Source organism: Amycolatopsis mongoliensis (assembly GCF_030285665.1).
In the GTDB taxonomy this organism is placed as follows: domain Bacteria; phylum Actinomycetota; class Actinomycetes; order Mycobacteriales; family Pseudonocardiaceae; genus Amycolatopsis; species Amycolatopsis mongoliensis.
In genome coordinates, this window is sequence record NZ_CP127295.1 from 4795991 (window position 1) to 4816796 (window position 20806).

The 20806-nt window shown below is 70.0% G+C and carries 18 protein-coding genes, 2 tRNA genes and 1 pseudogene; 9 read left to right on the forward strand and 12 right to left on the reverse strand.

The genetic code is table 11. From position 1 onward, the window contains the following. Window positions 1-11: 11 nt before the first annotated feature. The 4 genes from QRX60_RS23475 to QRX60_RS23490 all read right to left on the reverse strand — a co-directional run bounded on the left by QRX60_RS23475 (window position 12) and on the right by QRX60_RS23490 (window position 5094). Entirely contained in the window at window positions 12-833 is an 822-nt protein-coding gene (locus QRX60_RS23475) for an MBL fold metallo-hydrolase (protein WP_286003678.1), read from the reverse strand. Window positions 834-867: 34 nt separating this feature from the next. Further along, complete coding sequence (locus tag QRX60_RS23480) at window positions 868-1431, reverse strand: nitroreductase/quinone reductase family protein (protein ID WP_286002922.1); 564 nt, start codon at window positions 1429-1431, stop codon at window positions 868-870. Between the two features lie 124 nt (window positions 1432-1555). After that, window positions 1556-3157, reverse strand: coding sequence for a PEP/pyruvate-binding domain-containing protein (locus QRX60_RS23485; protein ID WP_286002923.1), 1602 nt, complete (start codon window positions 3155-3157; stop codon window positions 1556-1558). Next, window positions 3154-5094, reverse strand: a complete 1941-nt coding sequence (locus QRX60_RS23490; RefSeq protein WP_286002924.1) for a hypothetical protein — start codon at window positions 5092-5094, stop codon at window positions 3154-3156. Before QRX60_RS23490 ends, QRX60_RS23485 begins: the two co-directional genes overlap by 4 nt. Window positions 5095-5120: 26 nt before the next feature. On the opposite strand from QRX60_RS23490, the gene QRX60_RS23495 reads away from it, so the two are divergent. The 5 genes and pseudogenes from QRX60_RS23495 to QRX60_RS51615 form a co-directional block, all read left to right on the forward strand. After that, window positions 5121-6881 (forward strand): CYTH and CHAD domain-containing protein, encoded by a 1761-nt coding sequence (locus QRX60_RS23495; protein ID WP_286002925.1) that lies wholly within the window; start codon window positions 5121-5123, stop codon window positions 6879-6881. 208 nt (window positions 6882-7089) lie between these two features. Further along, entirely contained in the window at window positions 7090-7467 is a 378-nt protein-coding gene (locus QRX60_RS23500; RefSeq protein ID WP_286002926.1) for a hypothetical protein, read from the forward strand. Between the two features lie 198 nt (window positions 7468-7665). After that, a complete protein-coding gene (locus QRX60_RS23505; RefSeq protein WP_286002927.1) occupies window positions 7666-7878 on the forward strand; it encodes a three-helix bundle dimerization domain-containing protein in 213 nt (70 codons plus the stop codon). 510 nt (window positions 7879-8388) lie between these two features. After that, window positions 8389-9042, forward strand: a complete 654-nt coding sequence (phoU, locus tag QRX60_RS23510; protein ID WP_286002928.1) for a phosphate signaling complex protein PhoU — start codon at window positions 8389-8391, stop codon at window positions 9040-9042. A 694-nt stretch (window positions 9043-9736) separates the two neighbouring features. Further along, window positions 9737-10285: pseudogene (locus QRX60_RS51615) on the forward strand (site-specific integrase); the annotation flags it as partial. A 200-nt stretch (window positions 10286-10485) separates the two neighbouring features. Here QRX60_RS51615 and QRX60_RS23515 read toward each other — a convergent pair. After that, window positions 10486-10558, reverse strand: a tRNA-Lys gene (locus QRX60_RS23515). A 166-nt stretch (window positions 10559-10724) separates the two neighbouring features. On the opposite strand from QRX60_RS23515, the gene QRX60_RS23520 reads away from it, so the two are divergent. Next, window positions 10725-11909, forward strand: a complete 1185-nt coding sequence (locus QRX60_RS23520) for a L,D-transpeptidase (RefSeq protein ID WP_286002929.1) — start codon at window positions 10725-10727, stop codon at window positions 11907-11909. On the opposite strand, the gene QRX60_RS23525 is transcribed toward QRX60_RS23520, so the two are convergent. Next, window positions 11906-12244: a winged helix-turn-helix transcriptional regulator gene (locus QRX60_RS23525; protein WP_286002930.1), complete on the reverse strand. Its 339-nt coding sequence runs from the start codon at window positions 12242-12244 to the stop codon at window positions 11906-11908. The genes QRX60_RS23520 and QRX60_RS23525 overlap by 4 nt on opposite strands. 119 nt (window positions 12245-12363) lie before the next feature. Here QRX60_RS23525 and QRX60_RS23530 point away from each other — a divergent pair, with 119 nt between their 5' ends. Beyond that, entirely contained in the window at window positions 12364-13035 is a 672-nt protein-coding gene (locus tag QRX60_RS23530; protein WP_286002931.1) for an alpha/beta fold hydrolase, read from the forward strand. On the opposite strand, the gene proP is transcribed toward QRX60_RS23530, so the two are convergent. The 3 genes from proP to orn all read right to left on the reverse strand — a co-directional run bounded on the left by proP (window position 13032) and on the right by orn (window position 15317). Then, window positions 13032-14438 (reverse strand): glycine betaine/L-proline transporter ProP, encoded by a 1407-nt coding sequence (gene proP / locus QRX60_RS23535; protein WP_286002932.1) that lies wholly within the window; start codon window positions 14436-14438, stop codon window positions 13032-13034. The genes QRX60_RS23530 and proP overlap by 4 nt on opposite strands. Window positions 14439-14556: 118 nt before the next feature. Then, window positions 14557-14632 (reverse strand) — tRNA-His (locus QRX60_RS23540). A 76-nt stretch (window positions 14633-14708) separates the two neighbouring features. Then, window positions 14709-15317 (reverse strand): oligoribonuclease, encoded by a 609-nt coding sequence (gene orn / locus QRX60_RS23545; protein ID WP_286002933.1) that lies wholly within the window; start codon window positions 15315-15317, stop codon window positions 14709-14711. Window positions 15318-15420: 103 nt separating this feature from the next. On the opposite strand from orn, the gene QRX60_RS23550 reads away from it, so the two are divergent. Both QRX60_RS23550 and QRX60_RS23555 read left to right on the forward strand, forming a co-directional pair. Then, entirely contained in the window at window positions 15421-16962 is a 1542-nt protein-coding gene (locus QRX60_RS23550) for a helicase HerA-like domain-containing protein (protein WP_286002934.1), read from the forward strand. A 71-nt stretch (window positions 16963-17033) separates the two neighbouring features. Continuing rightward, on the forward strand, window positions 17034-17411 hold the full coding sequence (locus tag QRX60_RS23555) for a DUF3224 domain-containing protein (RefSeq protein WP_286002935.1): 378 nt from the start codon (window positions 17034-17036) through the stop codon (window positions 17409-17411). Between the two features lie 114 nt (window positions 17412-17525). On the opposite strand, the gene QRX60_RS23560 is transcribed toward QRX60_RS23555, so the two are convergent. The 3 genes from QRX60_RS23560 to QRX60_RS23570 all read right to left on the reverse strand — a co-directional run bounded on the left by QRX60_RS23560 (window position 17526) and on the right by QRX60_RS23570 (window position 20761). Beyond that, complete coding sequence (locus QRX60_RS23560; protein WP_286002936.1) at window positions 17526-18548, reverse strand: S1C family serine protease; 1023 nt, start codon at window positions 18546-18548, stop codon at window positions 17526-17528. Window positions 18549-18646: 98 nt separating this feature from the next. Beyond that, window positions 18647-19969 (reverse strand): M20 family metallopeptidase, encoded by a 1323-nt coding sequence (locus tag QRX60_RS23565; protein WP_286002937.1) that lies wholly within the window; start codon window positions 19967-19969, stop codon window positions 18647-18649. Window positions 19970-20008: 39 nt separating this feature from the next. Continuing rightward, entirely contained in the window at window positions 20009-20761 is a 753-nt protein-coding gene (locus tag QRX60_RS23570) for a class I SAM-dependent methyltransferase (protein WP_286002938.1), read from the reverse strand. Between the last annotated feature and the right edge of the window lie 45 nt (window positions 20762-20806).

Here is a 20806-nt window from a genome sequence, read left to right on the forward strand (position 1 = left end):
CGGCGGTGGGGCTACCGATCGCTGCTGTGCTGTCGGCCGCTTACGAACGCCGACAACGCGGCTTCGCTGCCGGGACCGGTCAGGGGTGTGCCGTGCCCGCCGGCCAGCACGGTCGGACTGAGCGCGGCCAGCCGACGGATCGATTCGGCGGCCAATGTGGGGTCCCAGGTCGTGTACCACGGTGGTGCGGACAGGCCCGGCCGGGCCGTCAGCAGGCCTCTGACGGTCCTGATGCGCAGGGTCACCAGGGCGTCGCCGCTGAGCAGAACCCGGTCCGCGGGCCGGAAATAGGCCAGGTGGCCCGGGGTGTGCCCGGGGGTGGAGACGCACTCCCAGTCGGGCAGGCCAGGCAGCCCGTGGCCCGGCTCGACGGGCCGCGCGAGCGCACCGAGGGTGGATCGCTCGAGGGCCGCTTGGCGCCGCCGCCTGCCCATGGCGCGCAGCAACGGCAGCACCACCCAGCGATCCAGCGGGCCGGCGACGGCCACCATCGTCTCGAAGTCGGCGTTGGCGATCGGCAATTCGTCCGGGTGCAGGTGAACCGCGCAGTCCCAGAGGCGCGCCAGGTACCGGGCTGAACCGGCGTGGTCGGGGTGGACGTGGGTGAGCAGGATCGCGGCCGGAGGGCCGGTGGTGGCGCCGAACAGCGCCTTGGCCGTGTTTTCGATTCGCCGGGCGTCTTTTGCCCAGCCGGCATCCACCAGCACCCATGCCGGACCCGATCGTATGAAGTAGACGTTGGTGCGCGTGCGTCCGGGCAGGCCCAGCCAGAACACGTTCGACGCGATCTCGCGCAGCCCCGCGGTCGCACCGATGCTCTTTCCTCCGGTCATCACCAGCACCCGGTTCGATGTCGTTTCTGCGGCTTCACCGTCGATGGGACCTGCACTCCGCGTCGGCCGGTCCGGGGTCGGCGATGCGGAACACCGGATAGCGCTGTGCCACCGCGGCGACTTCTTCCGAGGAGGCCTGGGCGCTGACGCCGAAGTAGTGGCGGGCCTCGGCCGCGCGTCCCCATGAACGGCCTGTTCGGCCGGCCCGGGCGAGGTATGCCTGGATCACCGGTGGCCGCTCTCCGAGAGCGACCTCCTGCAGCGTCACCGCGCGGCGTTCCCGGCGGCCGAGCACCGCCCGGCCACCGGCCGCGCGAACGTTGCGCACCCAGTCCGATTCACCCGCCAGCGACACCAGGAAACGCTGCTTCCCGACGACGACCTGGACCAACGTCGTCCGGCGGATGATCGAGCTCCGGCGCCCCGGCACCTCGAGGGTCACCACATACGCCGGACTGAGCCCGTGCCTGGTCAGCCACCACCCCAGCGGTTGCAGCCGCTGATACAGCCCGGGCGTCCCGCGGTAGCGGGTGCGTGCGGTGTAGTCGACCGGCCCGATGATGCCCTCGGTAGTCCGGTGCTGGCGAACGGTTGGCATCGCGCGACCTCCCCGCGTTGGCGTGAAGGTTCGAGCATCGACGGCAAGCACCTCGGCAACGAGAGTCGAAAGTCCTCCGGCAACCGCCTTTCGGCAGGAAAGCGGTCAGCCGACGCTTCGTCGGCTACTCGTGTCGGGCCGATCGGCTTCGCTGCCAGGCGTGTACCCGGTCGATGAACTCGATCGGCCGTTCCTCGATCAGTTCCAGCGCGCCGGCGTAGACGCGGCCGTCGCTGCCGTCGACGGTGATCGGGTCGCCTTCGTGGAGCTCGTGGGTGCCGATGCGCACCGTGCGGGCCTCGGCGTCGATGGTGAGGGCGGTGCAGTCGACCAGGCAGACGAGGCCGAGCTGGCGGGCGACGACGGCCGCGTGGGACGTTCGGGTACCGCGGGCGGTGAGCAGGCCGCCACACACCGCCAGGGCGGCCACGTCATCGGTGGACGCCTCGGGCCGCACGAGGATCGCCGGCTCACCGTGTTCTGCGTGGCTGGCCGCGGCGGTCGCGTCCAGCGCGACCGGACCGGTGGCGCAGCCGGTACCGGCGGGGACGGCGCGCCCGAGTGACGGCTGCGCGCCCCCCGGCACCAGCCGGTGTCTGGTGATGTGGTTCAGATCGTATCCACGAAGGCGGTCCAACGCGGTGCGGCGATCGATGATTCCTTCGTCGACGAGGTCGCAGGCGATGCGCAGGGCCGCCCAGGGCGTGCGTTTGGCGTCGCGGGTCTGCAGCAGCCAGAGGGTGCCTTCCTCGACGGTGAACTCGAAGTCCTGGGCGTCGGTGAACACCGCTTCCAGGGTGCGGCTGACCTCACCCAGCTGTCGGGCGAGGGCCGGTGGTGGGTCGGCGGCCATGCCGCCGTTGTCGATGCGGGTGCGGCCGGCGACGACGTCCTCTCCTTGGGCGTCGAGGAGGAAGTCCACGTACAGGCGGTGTTCGCCGGTGGCGGGATCGCGGGTGAAGGCGACGCCGGAGCCGGACCCCAGTCCTCGGTTGCCGAACACCATGGCTTGCACGGTGACGGCGGTGCCGGGAAGGCCGGTCAGCCGTTCCAACCGGCGGTACGTCACGGCCCGGTCGCTGTTCCAGGACCGGAACACCCCCTCGATCGCGCCGGTCAGCTGAGCCACCGGGTCCTGCGGGAACGGCCGCCCCACGACGGTCCGGTAGGTGTCGAGCAGCCTGGTGGTCAGTTCGCGCAGGGCGGCGACGTCGAGTTCGTTCGCGGCGGGAACCCCGTGGCGCCGGATCGCGTCGTCGACCAGTTCGGTGAACGGGGTGGGCGAGCTGCCGCCGACGACCTCGGCATAACACTGGATCAACCGCCGGAAGGAGTCCCAGACGAAGACCGGGTCACCGGTCGCCTGCAGCAGCCCCGGGAGCGTGGTCTCGGACAGTCCGACGTTCAGAACGGTGTCGAGCATGCCGGGCATGGACACCGGTGCGCCCGAGCGCACCGACACCAGCAGCGGTTTGCGGCGTGCGTCGAACCGCCGGCCGGTGCGTTGTTCGAGATGCCGGATGCCGCGCGCGATCAGCTTGTGGACGTCGGCGTCGAGCCGTCCGCCGCGCGCGTGGTAGTCCGCGCAGAGTGCGGTGCCGAGCACGAACGCCGGTGGCACGGGCAGTGCCGCGTCGGCCATGCGCATCAAGCCGGCGGCCTTCGCGCCGACGATTTCGGCGTCGGCGTCGGCCGAACCGCCGGCGCTCAGGAGGAACAGGCTCATCGGCTGGCCACCAGACCGAGAAGGTGGTCACCCAATCCGAGAGCCGAGCGCAGCAACGCGTCCGTGGCGTCCTCCACGGCCCGCGACACCCCGTCGGCGACGTAGAGGCTGCGGAAGTCGGGGGCGTCGGTGACCAGCGCGGCGCGGGTGGCCCGGTCAGCGGAGTCGGCGTCGTGTTCCAGCACACCGACCTGCTCGATGGCCAGCAGGAAATCCTCCAGATCTTCCGGCTGGGCCCCTTCGACCACCGCCCGGGCGAGCTCGACGGCCTTGAGGTGTTCCCGGGCCGCCCGCACCGCCACCGCCGCGACTGGTTCGAGCAGGGGCCGCACCGCACCGATCGCGTCCGGGGGCACCAGGGTCAGCTGGAACACCGCTTCCTCCAGGGCGTCGATGGCGTCGTCGGCGTCGGCGATCAGCCGGGCCACGGTCGCGCCGCCGTCGACCCGCCGGGCATCCCGGCGCTGCGCGATCACGAATTCGTCGGCCCGGTGTTCCCAGCCGGCGGCCCGGCTCGCCGCGCGCCGCAGGAAGTCGGCGCCGCCCGGCGTGCCCAGCCGCTGCAGAGCGCTGTGCAGGGCTTGCGCGCACTCGACGATCAAGCCGGCGTGCTCGGCGCTGGTGTCCAGCAGTTTCTGGTGGGACGCCTGGACGTGCCGGCGGACCTCGACGCGCAGCTCGTCGTGGATCAGCCGCGCGGACTTGCCGGCCAGCCGGCCGAGCGCTGCGGCCCGCAGCGCGAATTTCGTGATCGCCACGGTGGCTTCCCGGCCGAGTACCTCGACCAGTGGCTCTCCGTAGCGGGCCCGGACGGTGACGGCGGCCTCGACCGCGTCGTAGATCAGCCGTTCGCCGCCCAGGGACAGCCATGCCATGTGCCCGACATTCTCCTCGGCGGCCCAGCTCAGCACGGCGATCGCGTCGTCGCGGCCCAGCAGCGGCGTCAACCGCTTGCGTGCCCGGTTCCAGTCCAGCACGAACACCAGCCGGGAGCCGACCCGCCGCAGGTACGTCGTGAGCGCGGCGGTGTCCGGCGCCACGAACCGGCCGACGGCCACATGGTGCTCGCCGAGGATTGCCCCGCCGTCGCGGCGCTGGACGTCGGACCAGTCGATGGCGTAGCCGGCCAGCATCGACTCGAAGAACCGCAGCCGTCGCGGGTGCACGTCGGTGTAGGTCAGCGTGGCCACCAGTCCCTCGACCGCCAGCAGGACCACGTGCGCGTCCGTGGTGCCGAGGTCGTTCTGGATCACCAGCCGATCACCGGCCCGGGTCGCCGTGGTCGCCAGACCGGGGTGGTCGAACTTCAACGCCTCGGTCTCGTGGACACCGGCCATGAACGCGGCCACCAGCTCCCGGTCGCCGGCGCCGAGCTGGTAACAGGCCGCACCGTCGACCGACTCGGTGGCAAGCCGGCTCTGCAACCGGTTCAGCGCACGGTGGGCGTCCATCACCAGCAAGTGCGGCGAGTCACCGTCCCGGCGGTCGGTGGAGGTGATGGCGTCCAGGTAGTCTCCGGCGACCACGTCGCCGGAAAGCTCGGGTGCCGCTGCCGACAGCGCGGCCAGGCGCGCCGCGTCCGGCTCGTGAACATCGGCCGCTGTCAGCGGCGCCAGCATCTCCTCGATCGCGGCGAACAGTTCCCGGTGAATCCGGGAAGCGCCAGAGATCAGATACCGGCCGTCTTCCGCTTGCCGGGCGGTGGTGGCCACCTCGTCATAGCTGGGCTCGCGCACTCCGGCGGCGAGCCGTTCCGCGCGCAGGACCGCGAACGGTTCGGCCGGGTGGTCGGCTCGGGTTCTGGCCGCCTGCAACAGGCTCAGCAGATACTTGGCCCGCTCGTTGGCCACCAGCCCGCGGTTGACCAGAAAGGGCATCAGCAGCGTCGACTCGCCGAGTTCCTCGACGATATCGGTTTTGGCCGACGGTGCGGTCATCGTCGGGACCTCCAAGCCTCAGCGCCGTGACCGATCAGCAGGGTGGCCGCGTGGGCCGCTATTTCCCGTTCCCCGCGGCTCCAGGGTTGTCACTTGCAGGTACGCCGGGTCAGGGTCGTTGGGCCCGGGTCAACGGGCCGTCCGTCGCTACGTGCCGGCATGTGCCGCAGCCGGCTGCGATGTCACCGATCCGCCGGAAGGACCATCGTCAGCTGTTGCAGGCCTTCCGACCGCAGACGTCCGAGGCCACCGCTCGTAGCGTCGCAGACATGCGGGAAGAGGAACTGAAATTCTCGGTGAACGCCGAGTTCGTCCTGCCGGCATTGGCTACGCTCGCGCCCCAGGGCGGTGCGGTTGTCCGGGCGGGCACCCGCCGGTTGTCGGCGACCTACTACGACTCCGCCGATCTGCGGCTGGCCCGTTCCGGCGTGACGCTGCGCCACCGCACCGGCGAGGACGGCCCTCCCTGGCATCTGAAGCTGCCGACCGGGACCGCGAACGTACGCGAGGAGCTGACCGCGGCGGGGCCGGCGGGCGAGCCCCCGCCGGAACTGACCCGGCTGGTCACCGGGTGGCTGCGCACCGCAGCGTTGGTTCCGGTGGTGTCCCTGGACACGCTCCGCGACACGTGGGAGATCCGCGGCCGGACCGGCGAGACGCTGGTCGAGCTGGTCGACGACACCGTCACAGTCCGCGACGGCCGCGAGACCGTCGACCGGTTCCGCGAGCTGGAGGTCGAACGCAAGGCCCGCGGTGACGTCGCCGCGGCGGCCATGCGGCGGGCCGCGAGGTTGCTCACCGACGCCGGGGCGCGGGGTGGCGAGTTCGTGCCCAAGGCGATCCGGGCGCTCGGCCCGAAGGCGCTGGAGCCGTCCGACATCACCCCGCCTGGCACCCTCGGGCACCGGCCGACCGGGGGCGAGGTCGTCACGCGTGCCCTCCGCCGGACCGTGGTGCGCATGATCGACTACGACGTGCGGGTACGGCGCCTCGAACCCGATGCCGTACACCAGATGCGGGTGTGCTGCCGCCGGCTGCGCAGCGACCTGCGGGTCTTCGCGCCCCTGGTCGACCCTGCATTCGCCGCCCCGGTCATCGAGCACGTCCGCTGGCTGGGCGGCGTGCTCGGCGAACCCCGGGATGCCGAGGTCCTGCACGCCCGGCTGCACCGCACCGCGAACGCCGACCCCCTGGCACCACTGGACGAGCGGGCCATCACCGTCCTGGACACCGACTTGACCGATCGGGAGCGCTGCGCACTGCACGCGCTGGCCGAGTCGATGAACACCCGCCGTTACGCCGAGATCCTCGACGCCCTCGTCGAGGCCGCCCGGTATCCCCGGCTCACCGCGCAGGCGCGGCGTCCCGCCACCCACACCCTGCCACGCCGGGTCGCCAAAGCCTGGCACCACCTTGAAACCGCCGCGCAGCTGAAACCCCTCGACTCCGACGAATCCTGGCACGCCGCCCGCATTCAAGCGAAACGCGCCCGCTACGCAGCCGAAGCCGTCGCCCCGGCCATCGGCCGGGAGGCCTCCCGACTGGCACACGCCGTCGCCGGAGTCCAGGACGTCCTCGGCGACCACCACGACGCCGTCATCGCCGCCCAGCAGTGGGCCGAACTCGCCGAACGGCACCCGGAAGACCCGGCGGTGACACTCACCTGCGGCCGGCTCATCGAACGTGAACGCGCCGCCGCCCGCGCCGACCGAGCCCAATTCGACCACGTCTGGGCCCGGGCAACCCGTTCCGGGTTCACTCACTGGCTTCGAAGCCAACGATCGTAGCCACAGAAGTGAACTGCCTCAGAGCTGGACGAGCCCATGCGCTGGCGGTGACCCGCAATCCGCGCCGGAGCGGTGACATACCGGCCCGCACGGCCTGACTACCCGATGGAGCCGGATCCAGGTGTGATCGACTTCGTCACAGACCGTGACTCCTGGAGAGGTGAACGTGCTGGTTGTTCCGGCGACGAAGGCGATGCGGCGCTGAGCGGTGCAGCTTGACGACACCGACGCGGTTTTCACCTGTGCGCCGTCCGTCGAGGACCACACGGCGGCCCGCGTGTTGCCGCGGGTCTGGCCTGGGCGCGGTCTCGGGCTGCCGAAGCAGGACATACCCGGCTTCGTCGCCGCGCTGGGCGAGGTGATGAAGACCCGCCGCTATTGGCAGGAACGCCAGGCCAAAGGAACCCGGGCCGATCCCGACGACGGGTTCGGGTACGTGAGCGGTCCCTGCTCCCGCTGGGAGAACACGGCCGGCTACCGGCCGGTCTACAGTTTCAGCGCTCCGTTGCCGGATGTGCGGGGGCTGCGGATCCGGTTCAGCGCCTATCTGCGCAATCGCGACGAATCCCAGGCCTCGCTGCACTGACGGCGATGGGTCGCCCGTTGTCAGGCCGGGCTGACGTCGGCGCAGCGGCGGCGGTGCTGCTGCAGGAACAGCTTTCGCCTCTCGTGACGGGGGACGAAGTGCCTACAGCGCGGGTGCATAGGCCCCTGGGCGCGGCGGTAGACGGTGTCTACCTTTGGGGGTGAGACCGAGAGGACTTTCGCCGAAGGAGACGGAAGCATGTCCACTCACCCCTCGCCCCGCGAACGCCTCGAAATCCGGTCGGTCATCCAGCGGCTGACCGTGAAGTTCGCCACCGCCCACAGCGCCGGCCACATCCAGGACGTGGTGGACGAGAGCTACCGCACCTTCGACGACGCCCGGATCCGCGATTTCGTCCCGCTGCTCACGGAGCGGCGAGCCCGTCGCGAACTGGCGAAAGCGAACTCGTGATGACCCTGGGATCCGGTCAGGAGTGGCGGAAGGATGATCATGGTCGCGATTTCCCGGCCGTACAGGCAGACGGCTCACTGAACCGAGCACAGGGGCTTTCAAGAACGCAGGCCGTCTTCGGGCGCGGCCGTGTCCCGGCAGTCGGCCGTGGGCGGGGTCTTTGGTCCCTCGCGCCAAGGCGATGTGCCCCTCGTCGCGGGCGGGCCGGCGAGCGCAGGGTGGAGTGGTGCGCGTCAAGTGTCCGCCAGGGCGTCCGGCCGGAATCGGTACCGGCGCGCCGGTCCGTGCTCCTGATCATGGGGTTCCTGGTCGCCCGTCGGCCGAGTCCGCTCCGCTCGCCGCCCGTGTCCAGGCACTCGGCGCAGTGGTGTTCCCGGGTTCCTTGCTTGCGCACGAGCCGAGTCACGCTCCCACCCGCCGCCAAGGCTTCACCGTCGGCCGAATCACGGCGTGGCTGCCTGGCGGCAGCACCCCCGGCCGCTCATTCCGTTCCACAACCTCGGAGGACCCATGCGTACCGCCTACCATGCCGAACTCGACAGCTACACCAGCGGGCTCGCCGAGCTCCTCGACCTCGCCCGGTCCGCGATCACCCGGGCGACCACCGCGCTGATGGAGACCGACGACTCCGTGGCCGCCGAAGTCATCGCCGGCGAGGAGGCGATCCACCGACGCCACCACCGGCTCGACGACGAAGCACTCACGTTGCTCGCCCGCCAGCAGCCGGTGGCCACGGATCTGCGGCTCCTTGTGGCCGGTCTGCGGGTGAGCAGCGATCTCGAGCGGATGGGCATCCTCGCGCGGCACATCGCGGAGCTCGTGCGCGAGCGGTACCCGCGGCCCGTCTTGCCCGATTCGATGAACGGCATTGTCTCGGCGATGGGCGATATCGCGCAACGGCTCGCCAGGGAAGCCCGCAGCGCCCTCGAATCCCTCGATGCCACAACGGCCACCGCGCTGGCCACCGAGGACGACGAAATGGATCGGTTGCAGCAGGCCCTGTACCGCCAGGTCCTCGAATCCGGCGAGGGCACCGATCTCCGGACCGGAATGGACGTCGTCCAGCTCGGACGGTACTACGAGCGATTCGCCGACCACGCGGTCTCGGTCGGCAAACGGGTGGCCTTCATCGTCGGCGGGCACGCGACGAAATCGCCCGCATGACCGAAGGACCATTGGCGACACTCGGCCCTTGATCGCCCTGTCGCTGACGAGCCTGCCAGCCACGAGGAGGTCACGCCCGGAGGGTGGTGTGAGGCTGGACTGGTCCGCTCCTGTGGCCTGACCTGTCCCATTTCGTCGCGCACGATCTGATAGCCGCCTTGCGTTCGTGCAAGACACCTCACCGGCCGGCTTTCGACGGGAGTTTGTCGGGGTCTCGCGATGCCAGCCGGGCTGGTAGTCCTTGAACGGAGCGGACTACGGTCGCCGGCGGCAACGGCCGACGGGCCGGTCAGCGTCCAAATGCGACGTTCGTCATCGACCTGATCCACTCGCGAGACGTGCGAATTAGGGGCATCGCTTAGTGGTGGCTCGTGGTCGCGGATGAGCGCCAGCTGAGTCGGCGGATGCGACTCGAGCTCAGCTATGCGGTGGGGTTGACCCGTTTTGACGGACAGGGTCGTTGAGGCCCTCAGGCTACCCGGTGGCTGGCTTCGGCCGGTCGGGCCGACGTCGCTGCACCGGATCAAGGAGACGCTGCGCGCGGTCCTCCGGCCTGCCATGGACCAGGGCTTGCTGACGTACAACGTCGCGAAGCTGGTCGAGCTGCCGCCGGCGGTGCGGCCGAAGCCGAAGCTGTGGACCCCCGGAACGGATCGCGAAGTGGCGCCGGACCGGCGAGGTGCCCTACTCGGTGATGGTGTGGACCGGCGACCTCACCGGGCAGTTCCTCGACTTTGTCGTGAACCACCCGCTGTATGCGCTGTTCCACCTGATCGCTCACACCGGCCTTCGTCGGGGTGAGGGGTGTGGCCAGCGCCGCTCGGACACCTACCCGGATGCGGCGTCGCTGGAGGTGGCGAACCAGATCGTGCAGTACGGCTGGGAGACCGGGCAGAGCAAGCCCAAGACACCCTCTTCGGAGGGCATCGTGGCCCTCGATCCGAACACCGTGCTGGTCTTGCGGGCGCACTTGGCCCGTCAGGACGAGGCCAAGGCGCGGCTCGGCAACGACTGGGAGGAGCACGACTTGCTCTTCACCGAGCCCGACGGCAGTCCGCTGCACCCGGCCGACGTGGCCGACGAGTTCGCGCGGCTGATCAAGCTGGCCGACCTGCCCCCGATCACGCTGCATGGCCTCCGGCACGGTGCGGCCACTCTGGCCTTGGGCGCCGGGGTGGATATGAAGGTGATCCAGCACATGCTCAGGCACTCGTCGATCAAGGTGACGATGGACCTGTACACGAACGTCGCCGAAGAGGTCGCCGCGGATGCGGCGCGGAAGCTGGCTGGGGCGATCCCGCGGAGGGTGTTGCACCCGGCTTGCGCTCTCGGGCTCCCCTCGGGCTCGCAGGAGACCACAATGGACAGAGAGGAAGCGGAAGCAATGATTCCGGATACCACAAAACCCCAGGTTGAAGAGATCTTCAACCTGGGGAGTGGGGGTGCGCCATCAGGGACTCGAACCCCGAACCCGCTGGTTAAGAGCCAGCTGCTCTGCCAATTGAGCTAATGGCGCCGGTGTCTGCCGGAGGTTTCCCTCGGCGACGTGGAAAACATTAGCACCCGGTTCAGAGGCCTGTTTCAGGGGGGTCCCGTTAGCGAGTTCCGGCGTTGCCGCCCCGGTGTCGCGGCTGGTCGGGCACACTGGGGTCGGACATCGACGGCGAAACAGGCGGGTGGGCATGACGAGTGCGGGGGTGCGGCTGCTGGTGGCCGCGGTCGTGATCGGCCTCACGGTGGCCGGCTGCAGCGGTAGCCCTTCGAGTGAACCTCCGAAGGAGACGGCGTCCTCGAGTGCGGCGAAACCCGCGCCGAAACCCGCCGTGGTCACGCTCAGTCCTGCGAAGGACGCCAAGGACGTCGCGCCCGGTGAGCCCGTCAGCGTCAGCGTTGCCGACGGGAAGGTCGGCGAGGTGAAGCTGACCGGGGCCGACGGCAAGGTCGTCGCCGGGAAGCCGCGTGCCGACGGTTCGGGGTGGGACTCCGCCGAGCCGCTCGGCTACAACAAGGCCTACAAGCTGACCGCGACCGCGACCGGCTCCGACGGCAAGCCGGTGACGCAGGAGTCGTCGTTCACCACCGTCAAGCCGACGCGGCAGCTCGGCGTCTCGGTGAACCTCGAAGAGGGTGAGACCGTCGGGGTCGGGATGCCGCTGATCTTCACCTTCAGCGGGAACGTCGCCGACAAGGCCGCCGCCGAGAAGGCGCTCAAGGTCACCGCCGAGCCGGCCACCGAGGGGGCCTTCCGCTGGTCCGGCGACAAGCAGGTGACCTGGCGGCCGAAGGACTACTGGAAGAGCGGCACCAAGATCAAGGTCGACGCCGCCGTCTACGGCAAGGCGCTCGGCAACGGCAGCTACGGCCGCGAGGACAAGGCGATCACCGGCGCGATCGGCGACAAGCTCGTCGCGGTCGCCGACGGCCAGACCCACCAGATGACGGTCACGATCAACGACAAGGAGGTCAAGACCATGCCGACCTCCATGGGCAAGCCCGGCCACAACACCCCGGCTGGGAACTACACCGTCATGAGCGAGCACAACGGCTACACCATGGACTCCAGCACCTACGGTGTCCCGGCCGACAGCCCCGGCGGGTACCGCACCTTCATCCAGTACGCGGTGCGCCTGTCCTACAGCGGCATCTTCTACCACTCCGCGCCGTGGTCGGTGCGGCAGCAGGGGCACAGCAACGTCAGCCACGGCTGCCTCAACCTGTCCACCGCGAACGCGAAGTGGCTGATGGACACGTCCAAGAAGGGTGACATCGTCACCGTCCAGAACAGCGGCGGCCCGAAGCTCGAGGCCACCGACGGCTGGAGCGTCTGGCAGATGTCCTGGGACGAGTGGCGGACCGCCGCGAACTAGCGGCCGTCGTACTCCGCGCGGGCGGCCGCGATGAGCGGCAGGTGCGTGATGCTCCACTCGAGCAGCGGCGCGGTGGCTTCGCGCAGGGTCCGGCCCATCGGGGTCAGTTCGTAGCTGACGTGCGGCGGCATGACGGCGAAGACCGTGCGCGTCAGGATCCCGTCGCGCTCCAGGTCACGCAGGGTCACGGTGAGCATCCGCTGGCTGATACCGTCGATGGACCGCTTGAGCTCGGTGAAGCGCCGCGGGCCGTCCTTGAGCATCCGCACGACCAGCAGCGCCCACTTGTCCCCGACGATCCCGAGGACTTCCCGGGCCTGGCACGGGTCCTCCATGGTTACCTCCTGAGAACCGGGGCACCAATTAGTGCCGTATTGCCCGGTGCGCGCCGAGTGGATCACGATGGTTCCGGTTACCGAATGGTACCGAGGAACCGAAGAGAACCGAGGCGTACATGTCAACATTCCTGCTGGTCCACGGCGCCTGGCACAGCGGACGCTGCTGGGACCGGGTGGTCCCGCGCCTGGAGTCCGCCGGGCACCGGGTGCTCGCGCCGTCCCTGACCGGCTACGGCGACCGGGCCCACCTGCTGAGCCCGGAAGTCGGGCTCGGCACCCACGTCGACGACGTCGCCGGTCTGCTCGGGGACGAGCACGACGTCGTGCTCGTCGGGCACAGCTACGCGGGGATGGTCATCTCGGGAGCCGCCCACCGGGTGCCGGAGCGGATCGCGCACCTGGTGTTCCTCGACGCGATGGTCCCCGAAGACGGCGAGACCGCGGCCGACGTCATCCCCCTCACGAAGCAGCTGGTCGACAGCGCCGTGGACGGTTGGCGGGTGCCGCCGATGGGCCTGTTCGGGGTCACCGATCCCGACGACGTCACCTGGCTGCGGTCCATGTTGTCCGACCAGCCGGTGCGGTGCCTGACCGAGCCGGTCCGGCTGGACAACCCGGCGGCGAAGGCGATCCCGCGCACGCACATCCACTGCGTCGGCGGAGAGCCGTCGGGCATCGCGAGGCGGCCTGTCCCGGCCGGCGAGCGGGTGCGGGAGCTGCCGACCGGGCACGACTGCATGATCACCATGCCCGCCGAATTGACCGAACTCCTGCTCGAGACGGCTTAGGACTTCGACTCGCGCACCAGTTCGCGCGCCTCCTCTTCGGTCGCCACCGCGGGCCCCGAACCCCAGAGCGGCTTGTTCGCCGTCTCCCGGCTGAAGTAGACCGCGACGGCGCCGATCGCACCGGCGGCCATCAGGTACCACGCGGGCCAGAAGTCGTGGCCGGTGGACGAGATCAGCGCCTGCATGACCAGCGGGGTCGTGCCGCCGAAGAGCGACACGGAGATGTTGAACGCGATGGACAGCGCGCCGTAGCGGATCGCGGTCGGGAACAGCGCCGGCAGCGCCGCGGGCATCGAGACCTCGAAGCAGAGCAGCAACAGGCCGAGACCCATCAGGCCGAGGAAGGTGAGCACCAGGCCGCCGTCGTGCACCAGCAGCATCAGCGGCCAGGAGAGCGCGAGGAAGCCGAGGCAGCCGGCCATCATCACGGGCTTGCGGCCGACCTTGTCGGTGATCCGGCCGCCGACCAGGATGATCAGCATCATCACGACCATGACGACGATGATCAGCAGCAGGCCGTGGGTGGCGTCGAGGTGCAGCTGCTCGGACAGGTACGTCGGCATGTACGACAGCAGCATGTAGTCGGTGACGTTGAACACGAGCACCAGGCCGACGCAGATCAGCAGCGCCGGCCAGTAGTCGGTGAACATCTTCCAGAACGGCTCGCCGGAGCGGCCGCGCTTCTCGGCCTCCTCGGCGTGCTTCTGGAACGCCGGCGTCTCCTCGAGCTTGAGGCGCATGTAGAGGCCGATGATGCCGAGCGGGCCGGCGACCAGGAACGGGACGCGCCAGCCCCAGTCGAGCAGGGTCTCGTGGGGGACCCAGGCCTTCATCCCGGTGACGACGGACGCGCCGAGGACGTACCCGGACAGTGTCCCGAACTCGAGCCACGAGCCCATGAAGCCACGGCGTTTGTCGGGTGAGTACTCGGCGATGAAGGTCGTCGCGCCGCCGTACTCGCCGCCGGTGGAGAAGCCCTGCACCATCCGCGCGACGACGAGCAGGACGGGCGACCAGACGCCGATGGAGGAGTAGGACGGGATCAGCCCGATGCACAGGGTCCCGATGGCCATCATGATCATGGTGACGGCGAGGACCTTCTGCCGCCCGATCCGGTCCCCGAGGGGCCCGAAGACGAGCCCGCCGAGCGGCCGCATGAGGAACGCGGCGGTGAAGGCGCCGAAGGTCCCGATCAGCCGGACCCCGGGCGAGACGGTGGGCGGGAAGAAGACTTCGGCGATGGTGTCGGCGATGTAGGCGTAGACGCCGAAGTCGAACCACTCCATGGCGTTGCCGAGGGCGGCGGCCCCGACCGCCCGTTTGAGGAGCGATCGGTCGACGACGGTGATGTCCTCGTACCGCAGCTTCTTCGTCCGCCTGGTCTTCGGTGTTGAACGTGCCACCAGGACACGGTGCACCGCCGATCGGACGCTCGCACGCTGAGCCATCCGGTCGTGAGGGGCGCCACCCATGGCCGCGGACGGCAAAAACCCCAGCTCGGAAAGATCCAAACTGGGGTGTTGGGGTGAGCGACGGGTTTCGAACCCGCGACCTCCTGGACCACAACCAGGTGCTCTACCAGCTGAGCTACGCCCACCATCAGCGAGGGAACCGCGTGCGATCACCTCGATGGCAGTAATCGTAGCGGGTGCCCCCAAGCGGATTGCAGGGGGTTACCTCTGCTGCCGTTCCTGCACTTCAGCGGCCGCCGCCTTGGCTTCGTCGCTGGTCGGGCCCGGCTGGGGGACGAAGGCGACGCGCCGGTAGTAGTCGAGTTCGCCGATGGATTCCTTGATGTCGGCGAGCGCCCGGTGCGCGAGGCCCTTCTCCGGCTTGGCGTAGTAGATCCGCGGGTACCAGCGCCGGACGAGCTCCTTGACGGAGGAGACGTCGACCAGGCGGTAGTGGAGGTGGGCGTCGAGGGCCGGCATGTCGCGCGCGATGAAGCCGCGGTCCGTGGCGATGGAGTTGCCGGCCAGCGGCGCGGTGCCGGACTCGGGGACGTGCTCGCGGATGTACTCGAGGACGCGGCGTTCGGCTTCTTCGAGGGTGATGCTGGAGGCGCGGACCTCTTCGGTGAGGCCGGAGTGGGCGTGCATCTCGCGGACGACTTCGGGCATGCCGTCGAGTTTTTCCTCGTCGGCGTGGATGACGATGTCGATTCCTTCGCCGAGCACAGTCAGCTCCGCGTCGGTCACGAGGGCGGCGATTTCGATCAACGCGTCCTTGCCGAGGTCGAGCCCCGTCATTTCGCAGTCGATCCAGACTAGGCGGTCGGTCACCTGGTGACCCTAACCCGACACGGGGATAAGAGGGGCGTTACCTGCGCGTACGGCGCGTTACGCTCGCCGCTGTGGTGCAGGACACAAGATCGGGGAGCTGCGAGTGACCGAGCAGGGGTCGCCGGCGAGCGAGATCGCCGCTGGTTATGCGAGTGAGGGTGCCGCGCTGGAGCTGGGCGCGGTGGTGATCGACGGCAAGACGGACGCCGCGGCCGCGGTGCGCCTGCCGCTGGCGACGCTGAACCGGCACGGCCTGGTCGCGGGCGCGACCGGGACGGGCAAGACCAAGACGTTGCAGCTGGTCGCGGAGCAGCTTTCGGCGGCGGGAGTGCCGGTGGTGCTCGCGGACGTGAAGGGCGACCTGTCCGGCCTGGCCGCGGCCGGCGAGGCGAACGACAAGGTCGGCAAGCGCTCTCAGGAGCTGGGCGACGACTGGGCGGGCACGGCCTACCCCGTGCAGTTCCTGTCCTTGGGCACCGGCGGGAAGGGCTCGCCGATCCGGGCGACGATCACGAGCTTCGGGCCGGTGCTGCTGTCGAAGGTGCTGGGCCTGAACGAGACGCAGGAGTCGACGCTCGGCCTGATCTTCCACTGGGCCGACCAGCGCGGTCTCGCGTTGCTGGACACGAAGGACCTCCGGTCGGTGATCACGCACCTGACCAGTGACGAGGGCAAGGCGGACCTCAAGGGCATCGGCGGGGTGTCGGCGGCGACGGCCGGGGTGATCCTGCGCGCGCTGTCCAACCTGGAGGCCCAGGGCGGCGAGGACTTCTTCGGCGAGCCCGAGCTGGACGTCCACGACCTGATGCGGCAGAACGAGGGCAAGGGCGTCGTCACGCTGCTGGAGCTGGACAACCTCCAGTCGAAACCGGCGTTGTTCTCGACGTTCCTGATGTGGCTGCTGGCCGAGCTGTTCGAGGAACTGCCCGAGGAGGGCGACCTCGACAAGCCGAAGCTCGTCTTCTTCTTCGACGAAGCGCACCTGCTGTTCAACGACGCGTCGAAGGCGTTCCTCGAGCGCATCGAGCAGACCGTGAAGCTGATCCGGTCCAAGGGTGTCGGCGTGTTCTTCTGCACGCAGCTGCCCACGGACATCCCCAACAACGTGCTCTCGCAGCTGGGCGCGCGGATCCAGCACGCGCTGCGGGCGTTCACGCCGGACGACCAGGCGGCGCTGGCCAAGACGGTCAAGACCTACCCGAAGACGAAGTTCTACGAGCTCGACACGGCGTTGACGTCGCTGGGCATCGGCGAGGCGATCGTCACGGTGCTGTCGGAGCGGGGCGCGCCGACGCCGGTGGCGTGGACGCGGCTGCGCGCACCGCGGTCGAAGATGGGCTCGATCGGTGCCGAAGCCGTGGCCGCCGCGGTCGCTTCGTCGGACCTGCACGCGAAGTACGCCGAGACGATCGACCGGGAGTCCGCGTACGAGAAGCTGGCCGCGAAGATCCCCTCGGCTCCCGCACCGGAAGCTCCGCCTGCCGAGGCTCCGCCGGCTCCCGCGGCTTCCGAGAAGGAGAAGGACGAACCGGGGTTCATCGAGTCGGCGATGAAGAACCCGGCGGTGAAGTCGTTCATGCGGTCCGCGGCCAGTGCGCTGGGCCGGGAGATCACGCGCGGGCTGTTCGGCAACCGCAAGCGGTGAGGAATACCTGACGCGAACTGTCAGGTATGGCTGCGAAGCTCGGCTCACCTTCGAGACAGGGGAAACCAGCCATGACCAGCACTGCCACCGCGTCGTTCGTCCTCGACAAGTGGGAGCCGCAGGCGACCGACGAGGCCGCGGGCACGGAGTTCGCCCGGGTGGCGATCGCCAAGACGTTCACCGGAGCGGTCGAAGGGACCAGCACCGTCGAGATGCTGACGGCGTCCAACGCGACTTCACGCGCGTACGTCGCCTTCGAGCGTCTCGCCGTCTCGGTCGACGGCCGCAAGGGCGCCTTCGTCCTGCACCACTCGGCCGACGAGTCCGGCCTGACGCTGAAGATCCTCACCGGTTCGGGCTCGGGCGAGCTGACCGGGATCTCCGGCACGGCGAAGATCGAGAGGGACGCCGAGCAGAACCACACCTTCACGCTCACGTACGACCTGTAGGCAGTGCGAAGGCCGTTTCGAGAGCCCCCGATTGACTCTCGAAACGGCCTTCGCCGCCCCCGCGCCCCGAAGCGGGTGGTGGACGGACCGCCCCGACCGCGGCCCGTCCGCGTCCTAGTTGTTCACGATCTGGTCGACGATCTTCTTGGCGTCGTTGATCGGGATGGCGAAGCCGATCCCGACGCTGCCGGCCGAGCCGTTGGCCGAGGCCGTCGGGCTGTAGAGGGCCGAGTTGATGCCGATGACGTTGCCCTGGGCGTCGACCAGCGCGCCGCCGGAGTTGCCCTGGTTGATCGAGGCGTCCGTCTGGATCGCGGTGTAGCTGGGCGAGTCCTGGGTCTGGTTCGAGGTCCGGTTGAACGGCGACTGCTGCCGCTCCTGGCCCTGGCCGATGTCCGACAGGTTCCGGTTGAGCGCGCTGACGATGCCGGTGGTGACGGTGTTCTGCAGCCCGCCCGGCGAGCCGATCGCGACGACCTCCTGGCCGACGACCAGCTTGCTCGAGTCGCCCAGCGTCGCCGCCGTCAAGCCGCCGGCGTTCTGGGCCTGGACCACCGCGATGTCCGCCTTGGTGTCCGCACCGACCACGTTGGCCTGGTACTTCTTGCCGTCGGAGGTGGTGATCACGACGTTCTGGGCGCCGTCGACGACGTGCGCGTTGGTCAGGATCCGGCCGTCCGAGGTGAGGATGACGCCGGAGCCGATGGCCTCGCCCTGGGCGGTGGTGACGTTGATCTGGACCACGCTCGGCGTCACTTTCGCCGCGACGCCGCTGACGTCGCCGGTGGTCGAGTTCGAGACCGTCTGCCCCGTGGCCGCCGGCGTGCTCACCGACGTCGTCGCGCTGCCCGCCGAGTTCGTGGTGAGCCCGACGATCGCGGCGCCGCCGACGCCGCCGACCAGAGCGGCGCCGAGCGCGGTCGCGCTGACGATCATCGCGACGCGGCCGCCCTTGCGCGGTTTGGTCTTCACCGCCGTGGGCGCCTGCTGCGGCTGCTGGGTGAAGAGCGGATTCGGCGCGGCCTGCTGCTGGTAGCCGTACTGCTGGTGCGCGTACGGCCCGTACTGCTGGGTGCTCTGGTGCGGCTGGTGCCCACCGGGTGAGGCGGGGCCGGGCCGACTCTCGTTCTCGGTCATGGATCCAGATTCGCGCCCGTGCTTGTGAGCAACCTGTGGAAATACCTCAGGCTTTGCTGAGAAGAATCAGCTGAGAAAACTCAGGCGATCCTCAGGCGTCAGGCGAAGAACGACGGCACGTCCAGTGCGCCTCCCGCGGCTTCGAACTCGTCGTGGACCGCCTGCCGCAGCTCGGCGTCGCCCAGGTAGTCCGCCGCGGTCAGGGCCAGGCCCAGCGCGCCGTCCCGGACTCCCGCGTCACCCGTCTCCGAACCGGCCGCGGCCGCGAACTCCTTGGTGTGCAACGCGACCGTCGGACCCGAGACGGCCAGCATCGGGTGCAGCGCGGGCATCCGGTACGACAGGTTGCCCAGGTCCGTGGAGCCGGTGAGCGACTCCGGGACGACGCCCGGCGGCAGCGGCTTGCGGCCGGTGCCCAGCTGGTTGGCCGTCCACCGCCCGGCGAGCGCCGTGTTGAACCGGATCGGCAGGTAGGCGGCCTGGGCGTCCCAGGTCAGCTCGACGCCGCAGCCGGTCATCGCCGCCGCGCCCTCCGCGATCGACGTCATGCGCGCGGCGAGGTCGCGCAGTGTCTCGGGATTCTGGGAGCGGAGGTAGAACAGCAGCGCGGCGCGGGCCGGGATGACGTTCGGGCGGGCGCCGCCGTCGGTGAAGACGCCGTGGACGCGGTCGCTCTGCGGGAGTTGCTGGCGCAGCGCCGAGACGCCCTGATAGGCCGCCACGGCGGCGTCGAGCGCGTTGCGGCCCATGAACGGCTGCGCCGAAGCGTGCGCGCCGACGCCGTGGAAGACCATCTCCAGCTGACGGCGGCCGAGGAACGGGTGGAGCGCGATGTCGTGGCTGAACGGGTGCAGCATGATCACCGCGTCGACGTCGTCGAACACGCCGGCGCGAGCGAGGATCTCCTTGCCGCCACCGCCTTCCTCGGCCGGGGTGCCGATCAGGCTGACCCGGCCGCCGAGCCGCTCGGCGACGGTCGCGGCACCGAGGAAGCCACCCGCGGCGGTGGTGCAGATGACGTTGTGACCGCACGCGTGGCCGAGGCCCGGCAGGGCGTCGTACTCGGCGAGGACGGCGATGTGCGGACCCTCTTGCCGCGGAGTGCTGACGCGCAGCGCGGTGTCGAGGCCGCCGACGCCGACGGTCGCTTCGTGACCGTGGCGCTTCAGAAGCTCCGCCAGAGCGCGCACCGAGCGGTGCTCGGCGAACCCTTCTTCGGGGTGGGCGTGCAGATCTTGGCTCAATGCCACCAGATCGGGTGAACTGCGCTCGACCGCGGCGGTCACCTCGGCCCGCGTCGCCTCGTCCGCGCCGGTGTGCGGCGAGGACAGCGGTTCGGCGGCCGCGACGGCGTCGGCGGTGGCCTCGACCAGGGAACGCAGGTAGCTGTCGTCGGGCGGGACGGGATCGTGGTGGGTCATGGGGCGATGCTAACCGCAGGCTCCGACAACCCGCGGCGCTCAGCTCAGCCGGCCCGCCACGATCTGCGTGACGCCGGCGTACCGCTCGGTGATCCCGGCGAAGCCGCGGGCGCGCAGGCTCGCCGCGATCTCGCCCCGGTCGAACATCCGCTGCCCGCTCAGGATCCCGCCGACGGACTCCGCGACCCGCGCGGGTTGCCAGCTACGCCGGGCGCTCGTGAGCAGCACGACCCGGCCGCCGGGCTTCAGCACCCGCGCGAAGGAGTCCAACGCGGTTTCGGGCTCGGCGAACATGTGAAGGGCGGCGAAGCAGCAGACGCCGTCCACAGTGGACCCCTTCAGCGGGAGGTGCACCGCGTCGGCGCGCAGGTAGGCGACGGAGGCCGGGCCGTCCTCGGCGACGGCTTCGGCGAGCATCGTGCGCGCGCCGTCGAGGCCGATGGCGAGCCCGTCCGGGCCGACGGCCGCGCCGAACGCGCGCGTGAACCGGCCGGTGCCGCACGCGACGTCGAGCGCGGTGTCCCCGGGCTTCAGGTCGAGGAGCTTCGTCGCGAGCTCGATTTCGCCCGCCATGCTCGGTCCGAACGGGCCCTTGAACGCGCGGCCGAGGGCGGGGCGCCAGTACCGCTCGTAGACCCGGGGGAGGAGGGTCGTGCGCATCAGGCGTTGCGCGACGCCGGTCGGCGGGCCGGCCTGGCTCGCGGCGCCCAGCAGGTCGAGGTAGCCGTCCTCGGTCTTCGCGGGCTTGTCGAGCAGGCCTTCGAGGCGTTCGGTGGCGGTCTTGGTCGGCATTGCGCTCCTCTCGGATACCGGCAGTATGTCAAATCCCGGCCACTC